The organism is Nostoc sp. DedQUE09 (genome assembly GCF_034530915.1).
In the GTDB taxonomy this organism is placed as follows: Bacteria; Cyanobacteriota; Cyanobacteriia; order Cyanobacteriales; family Nostocaceae; genus Nostoc.
Genome location: NZ_JAVRCE010000014.1, coordinates 20652 through 33254, shown reverse-complemented (window position 1 = coordinate 33254; position 12603 = coordinate 20652). Strand labels below are relative to the sequence as shown.

Below are 12603 nucleotides of genomic sequence, written 5' to 3'. Positions count from 1 at the left end.
ACTAATGACTAATGACTAAAAGAATACGTCAATTTGCGATCGCCCAGTGGTTTTCAACCAGTTTTGAGCTTCGACATAGTTATTAGGGGCCATGCGAATAGCTCGAATCCAATAGTCTGCTGCTTGGTCAAAAAGTGCTTCGCCAGCCTCGTTATTTCCAGCTTCTTTTTCTTTTTCGCCTTGATAGTGATAAATCACCGCGATGTTGTTCAAGGCCTGGGGCATACGTGGATTTAACTCAATTGCCTTGTGATACAGTTCTAAAGCTTTGTTGTGGTCGCCATTGCTGGCATAGATTAGCCCCATATTGTAGAAAATATAGCCGCGATCGTTGGTATCTTCCTCTAGTGTTAGAGCTTCTTCATAGTATTCCAATGCCTCAGCATATTCCCCTTCCGCTTGGGCTGACATACCATCTCGATAATAAACAAACGCTTCTTTAGCTTTTTTGTTGGTTGGCAGAATCTTCAGAATGATATCTGCCATCACAGTAAAGGATTTGTCAATAAAATTATCGTTTTTTTGTGTTCTTGGCATATTTCTCTCTGGGTATTGGGCATTGGGCATGGGGGCACAAGAGGCAGAGTGGCACAGAGGCACAGAGGCACAGGGGAAAGACCTACTGCAACTTCCTCCCTGCTCCCCTGCTCCCCTGCTTCCCTGCTCCCCTGCTCCCTCATCTCCCCAATTTCCTAGTTCACTCAATAGTTAATTTAACTGATTTGCGGGGGCGTTCTTCTCACTGAGGGGTACGATACATTCTGAACTATTATGTCGAGAGTTGTTTACCAAGGTGCTAACTGGATATGCAATCATTGCTGGCGCTGGATAAGGACGCAATAGCTGCTGTAGGGTTTGGGCTGTTTGCACTTGGGAATCTAGCCATAAATCGTAATCTTGTGGCTCCACAATTACTGGCATCCGCTCATGGATGGGTTGAAGTAATTCGTTAGCTGCCGTTGTCAAAATTGTACAAGAAATTATTTCTTCGTTATCAGGCGATCGCCATCTCTCCCACAAACCTGCAAAACCGAAGGGTTGCCCATCTTGGAGACGAAAATAAAATGGCTGCTTCTTACCTTGTTGGCGTTGCCACTCATAAAAGCCATCAGCTAACACTAAACAGCGCCTGTGCTTAAAAGCCGAACGAAAAGCGGGTTTTTCGGCAACAGTTTCTGCCCTAGCATTAATCAGCTTTGCCCCCATTCCTGCATCTTTCGCCCATGACGGAATTAATCCCCAATGCAATTGCTTAAATTCCCGCTTTTCGCTTTCGGGATTTTGCAACACTGTCGCCACCATTTGCGTAGGCGCAATGTTATATTCCGCTGCCAAATCGGGAACTGACTCGACATGGAAAATTTCAGACAATCCTTCTGCCGACTGGTTTAGAGTAAATCTTCCACACATAGTTTTATTTTCGACCATTAACTAAATTAAACATCTCAATCTAGAAATAAATTAATATTTTTTTTTATTTTCTCGAATAATTTCCTGTAGTACGTTCAGATACTAAATACAAAAAAAATATCCGGTTTTGGGAAAATCTTTTGGTAAAATATTGTATTTTGAACCTTCACTTCTCAACATATTCCTAACTGTATTTTAACATGGAACTACTGCATCTGTACGATTTTTTACCTTCTGGTCATGGTTATAAGATACGTCTTTTATTGACACAGCTAGGTATACCTTTTGAGAGGATAGAGCTTAACATCTTGAAAGGCGAGACTCGAACACCAGACTTTTTAAGTAAAAATCCTAACGGTAAGATACCTGTTCTAGAAATCGAGCCAGGGAAATATTTGGCAGAATCAAATGCCATATTGGTTTATCTGAGTGAAGGTACAGAGTTTTTACCTTATGACCGCTTTTTACGAGCGCAGGTACTGCAATGGTTATGTTTTGAACAATATAGCCATGAGCCTTTTATTGCTACATCAAGATTTTGGATTTCTATTTTAGGTAAAACTGAAGAATATAGTGAAGCTATCAAACAAAAACGTGAACCCGGCTATGCAGCACTTAGCTTGATGGAGAAACACTTAACTTCCCAAGATTTTTTTGTAGGAGAGCGTTACACGATTGCTGATATCGCATTGTTCGCTTATACCCATGTAGCTGATGAAGGTGGGTTTGATTTAACACAATATCCTGCTATCCAAGCTTGGATAGAAAGAGTAAAAACTCAACCAAGGTATATCAGTATTACACAAGCATAAAAATTAGATTTTGCAAGTATTTATCTCTCGTTTATTGTCTCTAGTAGAGAATGTACTGGGTGGAGTATAGCTCATATTCAGAAGGTAGCAAAGTCTTCAAAAAAGGTATTATTAAGCAGCAGTTAAGTATCCTTATCAATTTCCATTAGCTTTTGCCGAGAGGACAAACCTAACTTAATTCTGATATGAGACTTGGGTACATCAAATTTATCTGCTAGTAGTTTAATTAACTCTTCATTAGCCTTACCATCAACTGGAGGCGATTTTAAATAAACAGTCAGACTACCATCAGGTCTTTCTTCAATTTTTTGGTGTTTTGAATTAGGTTTAACCTTGACTTTTTTTTGCATAACCTATTCCGTGTAATTGTCGCAGCCACAACCAGCCTAAAACAGAACCCAATACATAATGAGGAAAATCCCACCACACAAAGGTCGTACCAAGTAACAATTTACCTATCAAGGTGGCGCGAATTTGCTCTAATAGCGGCGGATGCCAAAGTTGCAAGAATTCTAGTATACAGGTGATGACAAAAACCCATATAGGAATTTGGATTACTGCTGCGCGACTTCTGAAAAATAAAAATGCGAACAGGCACCAAAATATTTCGTAAAATACCGCTGCTCCGTAGTCATTAAACCAGTGATGGGCAGGGCCATAATAATACTTAAACAAAAATCCCATCGGTACAACAATGAGTACAGAAATAATAATCAGTATTGTTTGGTTACGGTAGCGAAGCATTTTCTTAAATAGTTAATGTTTTTTAACATGAAATTAAGCAAATTACAAGTAATCTACATTGAACTGAGAAATAGTTCTTTGATTGATGCTGAACTTACATATTTAGTGAGAAATTTAGGAGAGATAATATGGCTTTCGGTACTACAAATCCTGACACGATAAATGGGAGTTCGGGAAATGACACTATAGTTGGTTGGGCTAGTGGTGGTAACGCCAATAGTACCTCCGGTAACGATATATTGAATGGCTTGGCTGGTAACGATTCCCTCGCAGGTGGGACTGCAAACGACAGTCTAAGCGGTGGAGATGGCAATGATACACTTGATGGGGGTACAGGAAACAACACTTTAAAAGGTGGTGCAGGCAGTGACACCTTCGAAGGCAGTCAGGGTAACGACAACATGGATGGTGGAGATGGTATTGATACCGCAGACTACAGTCAAATAGATCAAACCATTACCTTATCAGGTGTTGGAACCATCCAAAAAGTTGGAGGATTGGGAAAAGACCTACTATTTAAAGTGGAAAAGGTTATTGCTAATCCTAATGTTGCCAACAACACCATCGATGCATCCCAATCTTTACCTGGGGTATCTATCACCGCTAATCTGCAAACCCAAAGTTTAGGTGCCAATAACGTTCCTGGTTTAGGAAGATTGTCATTTAATGCAGTCAACTTTGATAATGTCATCGGCACAAATGCAAATGACAGCATTGTTGGCGATAACCAAAATAACCGATTATCCGGTAATAATGGCAATGATACACTTGACGGCGGTTTAGGTATTGACACTTTGAATGGAGGAGTCGGTGACGATAGTTACTTTGTTGACATTAATCTTGATACCATTACAGAGGCTGCGAATTCAGGCATAGATACCGTCCGGTCTTCTGTCAATTACACACTAGGAGCCAATCTGGAGAACTTAAGGCTGAGGGAAGGTGGCAACCTGATCGCGATAGGTAACAGTCTTAACAATTTACTTTTTGGTAATACTTCTAATAACACTTTAAATGCAAGAGTAGGCGATGATACGTTAGACGGTAGTAATGGCGATGATATCCTCAATGGTGAGGACGGCAATGATAGCCTACAAGGCGGGCCGGGCAATGAAGTACTCAATGGGGGATCTGGAAATGATATCCTCATCGGTACTTTTCCTGGTAGTCCGCTTCCACCCGGATTAGGGGAAATTGATAACTTGACTGGCGGGGCTGGGGTAGATAGATTTATCCTGGGGGACGCTGTAAATGTTTTCTACGACGATAACAATACTACGAATCCTGGTTTTGGAGACTTGGCTTTTATTACTGACTTCAACTCTAGCCAAGACCGAATTGAACTCAACGGATTTTCACAAGATTACCGCTTGCAAGTTGTTGGAAGCAACACACGAATATTTTTAGACAAACCCGGAGCAGAGCAAGATGAGATCATCGGTATTGTGCAGGGGGTAGTGGGTCTCACGCTTGATAGTGACAGCTTCACTTTTCTATGAGCGGAAAAATACTGGATAAATTACAAACAATACATTCGTCAGCCCTGAAGGGTTATCTTACCTGAAGATGGCGGAACTTTCTCTGGTAGCAGTTCTAATCCTGATTTTTCTTATACACTAGGAGTCAGTTTTGCATAAAAAGATTGTCAACTTAAGAAAGTACTAATATCAGAAGGCAGATTCAAGGATACTTTTCCTCTTGGCTAGGGGAACACGGCTGCGTGTTCTCCTTTATCCGATATGAGACTTTTTACAAGCCAGTACTTATCTTCAGGAGCAACACATCTTAATTCTTTCTAATTGATTAACGTTCTAAAATTATCTTGATAATTGCAATTTTGGGTAAATGATAACCAAAACTAATCATATAGTTGCAATCAAAACCGATGAAATCCCTCAAAAGTGCCTCATCCAGCTTTTCTAATTCCCAAGCACCAGAACAAACTTCTCAATTGGCCTATAGACCGTTTGGTGGCCATCAAAAAGCATCTTTTACGCCCGTGGCACAAACGGACGTAGAAAATGAAGCTTTTGCAGAAGAAAAGATGGAAGTAACCGAATTGGAATTACAAGCCAAGCATCGGACGATTACGCCAGAGGGACAAGAACGGCTGACTGTATTGCAAGCCAAGATGGAGCGATCGTTGAATTCTCGGTTGGAAAAAGCAACTCGATTTGGTCATAACTTTGCCAATATTTCAGTCAGAAGACCAGATACACCAACACCAATTCAGGCAAAACTGACGATTGGGGAGTCTGGAGATAAGTACGAGCAAGAAGCCGACCAAACGGCGCGTCAGGTGATGCAAAGAATTCATCAGCCACAGAGTGAGCAACTTCAGCCAGAAGAATTACCTGATGAAGAAGATGAATTGCAAATGAAACCAGAGGGTAGTATTCAGCGCGAGGAACTGCTAGAAGAAGAAAAAGAAGAAGTACAAATGAAATCTTTGAGAGAAACTCCGTCGCTGCAACGGGAGGAACTACCAGAGGAAGAAGAATTGCAAATGAAGTCGCTTGGTACTTCATCCCAAACAGTGACTGAGGTAAAATCCCCGACCAAACCGCTTGGACATGACATTAGTCGAATATCACTGTGGCGTCCACAAACAAAACTGACAGTTAATCAGCCTGGAGACATTTATGAGCAGGAGGCTGATAGTGTCGCCAATTTGGTGATGCAGAGGATGAGCGTAGGTCGGGAGGCATTACCAGAGGAAGAAGACCAATTACAAATGAAATCCCTGGCGGGTTCCATTACGCCTTTGGTGCAGCGTCAGGGCGGAGGGAGAACAGCAGCAACATCTGAGTTAGAAACTTCTATCCAACAAGCACGTGGAAATGGGCAGCCGCTTGCAGATGATATCAAGCACCCAATGGAACAAGCATTTGGGGCTGATTTTGGTGGTGTGAAAATCCACACAGATAGCCGCTCCGATCAGCTGAACCAATCCGTTCAAGCTCGTGCTTTCACCACCGGACAGGATATTTTCTTCCGTCAAGGAGAATATTCTCCAGGAAGTGATGGAGGAAAAGAATTACTTGCCCATGAGTTGACTCACGTTGTCCAACAAAATGGCGGTGCAGTTCAACCTAAATCTATTCCTGACCAAGGGGTAAAAAACAATAAGATACAGACTAAAGCCTTCTTAACTTCTCCTTCTATCGAGCAGCCAATTCAGCGCCGAGAGAATCCGCAACAGCAACCTGAGCGGGATAATCAGGGACAGGTAGAGCAAACCACGCTGAAAGCTGATGTGCAAAACCGAGAAGGGCAACGTCAGGCTCCGGTAAATAAGGGCGTGGCAGCAGCTTCACCTCCAGCAGACGGGGGTGGTGCGGCAGCAGGCGCTTCTGGAAATCCATCAGCAAACCAGAACAAAAATAATCCTCAGCAACAAGGTGAGGCAGATAAGCAAGGACAGTTAAAGCAAGCAGATCCAAAGGCTAATCTTCAACAAGAGCAACAGCCTCCAGACGGAAAAGGCTCAGTGGCAGCAGGCTTACCTGGAGCAGAAGCAGGTGGAGAAAAGGCTCCTGCTTCTGCAAACGATGACCCAGGCTTCCAAGCAGTAGTCGGCACAACGAAAGAGGTCGCAGCAGAGCAGAAGAAACACGAGCCAGCTAAAAACAAAGCTCAAGAAGCCCAATCTGCTGCTGTACCTCCTGGCAACGAAGTAGACAGCAAAGCGCAAGCCAATCAAGTTGGTGAGATGGGGCAGGCTGAAACTCCAGCATTTGACGCAACCGCTTTCAAAGCCAAACTGATGGAGCGGATTGCTGATATGGCTCCCAAAACCTTAGAAGAGGCTGACGAGTTTAAGAATAACAACAAACTTGACTCGGTTAAGGGCGATTTGAGCGGCAAAGTTGATGAACAGCAGAAAGCTTCTCAACAGCCATTAGAAGAGAAAGCAAAAGAAACGCCTGACACCAGTGGCATTGAGCCGAAAAAAGTCACGCCACTGCCAGAGACTAATGCTGGAACACCTCCGTCAGACATCGATGCTAAGAAAGCAGCACCCAAGTCTAAGGGTAAGAGTCAAGTTGAAGCGCCGTTGCAAGAAGAAAGTAAAAAGCTTGACCAGCAAATGGCACAGGCGAATGTCACTGAAGAGCAACTAGCGAATTCTAACGAACCAGAATTTCAAGCAGCACTCAAAGCGAAGAAAGACGCTCAAACAAATGCCACACAAGCTCCGCAACAGTATCGCCAGCAAGAGCAAAACCTACTAACAAATGCTCAAGCCACTGCCGAAGCTACGGCACAGCAGCAACTACAGGGAATGCACGGCACACGTACTCAACAGCTAGGTCAAGTTGGAAATCAGCAGGTGGGAGCCAAAGGCAAAGATGAGCAGGCAAGGGCTAAGGTTGCTGGTGATATTAATAAGATTTACGACAAGACTAAAGGCATCGTTGAAAAAACTCTCGGTGATTTAGATAGCCAAGTTCAGCAAGAGTTCGATGCTGGCGCAGCCGAGGCGAAGAAAGCCTTTGAGGATTACGTTGACCGACGGATGAAGGCTTATAAAGACGATCGCTATAGCGGCATTATTGGAAAAGGAAAATGGCTCAAGGATAAATTGCTTGGGATGCCGTCAGAGGTGAACGCCTTCTATCAAGAGGGACGGCAGCTTTACATTAATAGAATGGATGGCGTAATCAATAAAGTTGTTGCCATTATCAGTAAAGGGCTAACCCAGGCGAAAGCGGAAATTACCAAAGGCAAGCAGGAAATTCAAAACTATGTTAATCAATTGCCTCAAGACCTGAAAGCAGTTGGTCAACAAGCAGCAGCAGACATTGACAGCAAGTTTGATGCATTGGAACAAAGCGTCAAAGATAAAGAAAATGAGCTAATTGAGACCCTAGCGCAGAAATATCAAGAGAATTTGGAAGCTGTTGATGCCCGCATTGATGAGATGAAGGCGGCAAATCAAGGTCTAGTTCAAAAAGCTCTCGATGCTGTTGTAGGAGTTATAAAGACGATCATTGAACTGACCAAAATGCTCATGCAGGTGTTGGGAAGGGTTGCGGGTGTGGTTGAACAAATCCTTAAAGACCCGATTGGTTTTTTGGGTAATTTGATTCAGGCGCTTAAGCAAGGCTTCCTGAACTTTATGAATAATATCGGCAAGCACCTGAAAAAAGGTTTAATCGGTTGGCTGACCGGCACGATGGCAGAATCTGGTATTGAGATGCCGAAAAAATTTGACCTCAAAGGTATCTTTGGCTTGGTATCGGAGGTTTTAGGATTCACCTATCAGGTAATTCGGGCACAAGCTGTGAAACGATTGGGTGAGAAAAAGGTCGGCCATCTCGAACAAAGCTTCGACATATTTCAAGTCTTAGCTAGCGAAGGAGTAGCTGGTATTTGGCAGTTTGTCCAAGACCGGATAGGCGATCTCAATGAGCTTGTCATTAAACCGATTAAGGACTTTGTAATTGAAACCGTGATTTTTGCAGGGGTAGAGTGGGTTCTCAGCCTCCTGACTCCAGCCTCAGCATTTGTGAAAGCTGCCAAGGCGATTTACCAAATTATCAGCTTTTTCATTGAACGCGCCCAGCAAATTGCAAGCTTGATTAACGCAATTTTGGATGCTGTCAGTGCGATCGCTTCTGGTGCGATCGACCAAGCGGTTAAAGGGGTTGAAAATGCCCTTGCTAAATCGCTACCTGTGGTAATTAGTTTCCTAGCAAGTCTTTTAGGCTTGGGTGGTATTGCTGGAAAAGTTCAGGCAATTTTCCAAAAACTACGCAGCCCTGTGGAAAAGGCAGTTGATTGGATAATTGACAAGGGTGCTAAAGCAGCGAATAAAGTTGGTAAAAAGTTTAATAAGAGTAAATTCGGTAAGAAGGTAAACGCTGCTAAAGAATCAGCACTCAAGAAAAAAGAAGCCGCCCAGGAGTGGGCTAATAAGAAAAAAGAAGCCGCCCAACAGAGGTTTGAAGAGAAAAAGCAAGCCATAAACAATAGGCTGGAAGAGAAGAAAAACCAGCTGATGAATACCAAGGCGGGTAAAAAGTTGGCAGCCGCAAATGAGGCAGCACACAAAAAGTTAGATGCTTTAGAGGAGAAGCGGCAAGCTTTCAATAATAAAGTCGAAGCTGCAAAGGATTGGCCCCGCAAGAAACTAGAAGCAGTAGAAAACAAAGCAGAAGAACTGAAGGAAACGGCAAAGGATAAGTTTAAGCAGAGCAAGTTAGGTCAAAAGCTTGACTTTGGGAAGGATAATAAGGATAACAAAGGCAAGAAAGGCAAAGAAAGTGATGAGGAAAAAGATTTAAAGCCTATTGAAAAGCCTTTCTCAATGAATGGTGTGCAACACACGCTCATAGTGACTCCTAGCTTGGTTCCAAAGCTGGAAATGGCCTCAAAGCGAGATTTACTATCCAATAAGATTGGTAGAGTAATATCTCAGTTGATGAGGCAAGAACCAAGACCTGAAGAGCAAATAGGTGAACTTAAAGGAATAGCTCAACTTGCTAAACATCTACAGACAGAAGCTAAAAAAGCGAGACTAGACCCCAAAACAAAACTTAACCAAGTAGCTGGGTTTGACAGTGATTTTAATGCTCTTGTAGCTGCCATACAAAGTTACGGTCAAAGATACCAAGCCAAAGATATAGAGCAAGCCTTAGCTAAATCATCAACCCAAACTAAAGAGCAAGCATTTAAGACCATTGTGGACAAAGCTAGACACGTACCACCAGCCCAATATAGTCGAGGTAAACATTGGAAAGGAAAGTCAGAGGATGAACGGCGTGCCAGTAGTAAAAATAATGGCCCTGGACAATTTCTCTACTCAATGACAGGTAGTGATGTTAAGCAGTTAGAGAGGGAAACATTGCTCACAGGTGAAGTTATTGATAAGGGGAGCGGTACTTACCATGCATTTAAACAGTTTGATAGTGTAATTGGCTATGCTAATGGAAAAGATGCTTACTGGCTTCGCGCTGAGTTAACTAGTGCAGAAAGTAGTGCCCCAACTGTTCACTCTCATCCACGACTTAGTAAAGGGTGATTTATGTATACAAAACTATTTCAACTTAAGATACCTAGTGGTTGGGCTATCATACATAATTCTTTTGGAGACGAAGATCCGGTTGTTTGTGATGGAGTCATTGTAAATGACGAATTCTATAACGAAGACTTGTTATCAATCGAGCGTATCCAGTTCAATGAAACTGATTGGAGTACAGATTTGACTGGACACGTATTCGATCTGGGCTGGTATCCTGAATCAGATCCAAAAGGCAGTTACCGTTTGACATTGCTTCGAGGAGATTGGAACAATGTAGTAGTACAGTTTGAATCAAAGGATCGGGTTAAAATTCATGCTATTATTGAAAAACTTTTTGATTTAATTACTCAAGGTGTTGACGACCAAGAAATCTCGCGTCTGATTAAATCAATATAGAAATATCGGCTTTCTTCTTGCTTAATCCCCAACTCCTGCTGAAGTTCTGCGATCACTTGAGATTAGACTTTCCTATTTTCGACTCCTCTATTGCATCCAGTAAACAACGTGCATTAGCAGGCGATCGCAAAAGATAAACCGTCTCAAGCAAGCTTACCAAATCTGACTCAGCATGACTACTAACACTGAAACTCATCAACTTGATAGCGAATTAACCCTACACGGCTCCTCTCAATCTCCTTTAACCCTTCACGCGATCGCCCTCACTTTTACCAAACAAGACGGCCAACTCATTGAGTGTCGTGTCACTTTTAAAGTTAGCCCAAAACTCTATAAACGTATCGATACAGAAGCATTATTTAATCTCAAGCCAGATATACGTAACCCTCTTTCTGGCGGTGAATTCTTGCCTGAAGGTGACATTATAATCGAAACTAGCCTCAAACCCGATTTACTATTACATCTAGTAGAACACGCCATCAAGATTGATGAAACTGCAAATTATCTTTTGAATTTAAGCCAAGAACAACCAGAAAACCCATTGCTATTTACTGAAAACTGGTTATGTTTATCTGTCAAGCAACAACAAGAGTCAGGGGAAATCGGCTACCATACTCTTTGGTCTTATATTAGTCCAGCAGTTCTTACTCATACGGCTACTTCTAGCGAAGAAATTTCTCAGGGAATAGTCAATTTTTTTCAAGATTGGGCGAAAGTGAATCTCTCTGCTAAAGCACAGAAAGCTTCTTCTAAAATGCTGGCAGGAATCAATAATTTTTTGACAGAATTAGCTGATATTAATATTGATGAAATTAATAATAAAATTGAAACAAATTTTCTACTTAATTCAATTAATGGAGATATTTTTGAAGAAGTAGTTAATTTCTTTAAAGCTGATGGTTGGCCTTTTATCCAACTTGCAGGACAGCCAGCTTTACAGATAGCTTTTCAGGGTGAAAATGGTCAATGGACTTGTTACGCCAGAGTCAGAACGGAACAGCAGCAATTCGTTTTTTACTCTATTTCCCCAGTTAATGCACCAGAAGATAAACGGCTAGCTATAGCAGAGTTAATAACTAGAGCTAATTCAGGTATGATTATCGGCAATTTTGAGCTAGACTTTGCCGATGGAGAAATTAGCTACAAAACTAGTATTGATGTGGAAGGCGATCGCCTCAGTTTTGCACTGATTCAACGGGTGGTTTACGCTAACGTCACAATGATGGATGAATACTTGCCAGGAATTTTGTCTGTAATCTATGGTAATCTCTCGCCAGAAGAAGCGATCGCTCAAATCGAGTAATAAGCAGTGCGATCGCCTGATACTGGCTTAGGCGTGGGATAATATGTAGGGCAATAGCACCTTTTGGTCTTATATTATTAGTCCAAAAGCCTAGGTTAATCTGAGTTATAATTCTGACGAGTGGTTGAATTGCAATTCTATGAAAGCTACTAAAACCATTGACACATCTGTAACGTTGCCAATTGAGCTATACCAAGCACTCGTTCAACAAGCACAGGCACATGGATATTCTGTTAGTGACGAAATAACAGCGTTGCTGTCCCCTTTGCTTATCCAGGTACCCACTGAACTGGTTCAAGAGTTTGTGGCTTGGGAAGCAGCAAGTGATGAGGACTGGCTAAGTATGGAAGCGACACTAGCATCAGTTGATGCGGTAGCGGTTTCCCATGAAGTAAAAAACTAAATGGCTAGAGGAGATATTCTCTTAGTTGGTTTGCCTGAGTCAGATAAGCGAGAAGAAAAGGGCAATCGTCCAGCAATTGCGGTTCAAACAGATATTGCAACTTCTCCGATGTTGATGATTGTTCCGGTTACGTCTTCATTAGGTGCATTGCGTTTTCCATTTACAGTCAGGATTGAGCCATCGCAACAGAATGGTTTAACCTTGCCTTCCGTGGCAATGGTGTTTCAACTGCGAGCTATTGACCGAAAGCGTATAATTCAGAAAATAGGTGAGTTAGAGTTGCAATACTTAACCCAAGTTGATGCAGAAATTTGGCAGATGTTAAAGCCAAAAGAAGCCCAAGAGTAAGCTACATTCAATATTCACATCAACGTCACAATGATGGATGAATACTTGCTAGGGATTATGTCTGTCATCTATGATAATCTCTCGCCAGAAGAAGCGATCGCCGACGTTGAAAGGTAAGCTATTTAAGCAGATAGCCAGTAAATCACGAGCAATATTCAAC

11 protein-coding genes are annotated in these 12603 nt (G+C 42.3%); 7 read left to right on the top strand and 4 right to left on the bottom strand.

What is annotated here, in order from left to right:
* Positions 1 to 15: 15 nt before the first annotated feature.
* Both RMY27_RS11500 and RMY27_RS11495 read right to left on the bottom strand, forming a co-directional pair.
* A complete protein-coding gene (locus RMY27_RS11500) occupies positions 16 to 537 on the bottom strand; it encodes a photosystem I assembly protein Ycf3 (protein WP_322663263.1) in 522 nt (173 codons plus the stop codon).
* 171 nt (positions 538 to 708) lie between these two features.
* The gene (locus RMY27_RS11495; RefSeq protein ID WP_322663398.1) at positions 709 to 1410 is read right to left on the bottom strand and encodes an SOS response-associated peptidase; all 702 of its coding nucleotides are present in this window, start codon (positions 1408 to 1410) and stop codon (positions 709 to 711) included.
* Between the two features lie 200 nt (positions 1411 to 1610).
* Here RMY27_RS11495 and RMY27_RS11490 point away from each other — a divergent pair, with 200 nt between their 5' ends.
* A complete protein-coding gene (locus RMY27_RS11490) occupies positions 1611 to 2222 on the top strand; it encodes a glutathione S-transferase family protein (RefSeq protein WP_322663261.1) in 612 nt (203 codons plus the stop codon).
* A 122-nt stretch (positions 2223 to 2344) separates the two neighbouring features.
* On the opposite strand, the gene RMY27_RS11485 is transcribed toward RMY27_RS11490, so the two are convergent.
* Positions 2345 to 2572 carry a DUF167 domain-containing protein gene (locus RMY27_RS11485; RefSeq protein ID WP_322663258.1) on the bottom strand — a complete coding sequence of 76 codons (228 nt, stop codon included), beginning with the start codon at positions 2570 to 2572 and terminating at the stop codon, positions 2345 to 2347.
* Positions 2550 to 2966, bottom strand: a complete 417-nt coding sequence (locus RMY27_RS11480; protein WP_322663256.1) for a DUF2809 domain-containing protein — start codon at positions 2964 to 2966, stop codon at positions 2550 to 2552. Before RMY27_RS11480 ends, RMY27_RS11485 begins: the two co-directional genes overlap by 23 nt.
* A gap of 128 nt (positions 2967 to 3094) precedes the next feature.
* Here RMY27_RS11480 and RMY27_RS11475 point away from each other — a divergent pair, with 128 nt between their 5' ends.
* The 6 genes from RMY27_RS11475 to RMY27_RS11450 all read left to right on the top strand — a co-directional run bounded on the left by RMY27_RS11475 (position 3095) and on the right by RMY27_RS11450 (position 12443).
* Positions 3095 to 4465, top strand: coding sequence for a calcium-binding protein (locus RMY27_RS11475; protein ID WP_322663254.1), 1371 nt, complete (start codon positions 3095 to 3097; stop codon positions 4463 to 4465).
* 386 nt (positions 4466 to 4851) lie between these two features.
* Entirely contained in the window at positions 4852 to 9993 is a 5142-nt protein-coding gene (locus tag RMY27_RS11470; protein ID WP_322663252.1) for an eCIS core domain-containing protein, read from the top strand.
* A gap of 3 nt (positions 9994 to 9996) precedes the next feature.
* Positions 9997 to 10389, top strand: a complete 393-nt coding sequence (locus RMY27_RS11465) for a hypothetical protein (RefSeq protein ID WP_322663250.1) — start codon at positions 9997 to 9999, stop codon at positions 10387 to 10389.
* Positions 10390 to 10561: 172 nt separating this feature from the next.
* Positions 10562 to 11692: a YbjN domain-containing protein gene (locus RMY27_RS11460; RefSeq protein ID WP_322663248.1), complete on the top strand. Its 1131-nt coding sequence runs from the start codon at positions 10562 to 10564 to the stop codon at positions 11690 to 11692.
* A gap of 139 nt (positions 11693 to 11831) precedes the next feature.
* A complete protein-coding gene (locus RMY27_RS11455) occupies positions 11832 to 12095 on the top strand; it encodes a hypothetical protein (protein ID WP_322663246.1) in 264 nt (87 codons plus the stop codon).
* Positions 12096 to 12443 carry a type II toxin-antitoxin system PemK/MazF family toxin gene (locus RMY27_RS11450; RefSeq protein ID WP_322663244.1) on the top strand — a complete coding sequence of 116 codons (348 nt, stop codon included), beginning with the start codon at positions 12096 to 12098 and terminating at the stop codon, positions 12441 to 12443.
* Positions 12444 to 12603 lie beyond the last annotated feature (160 nt).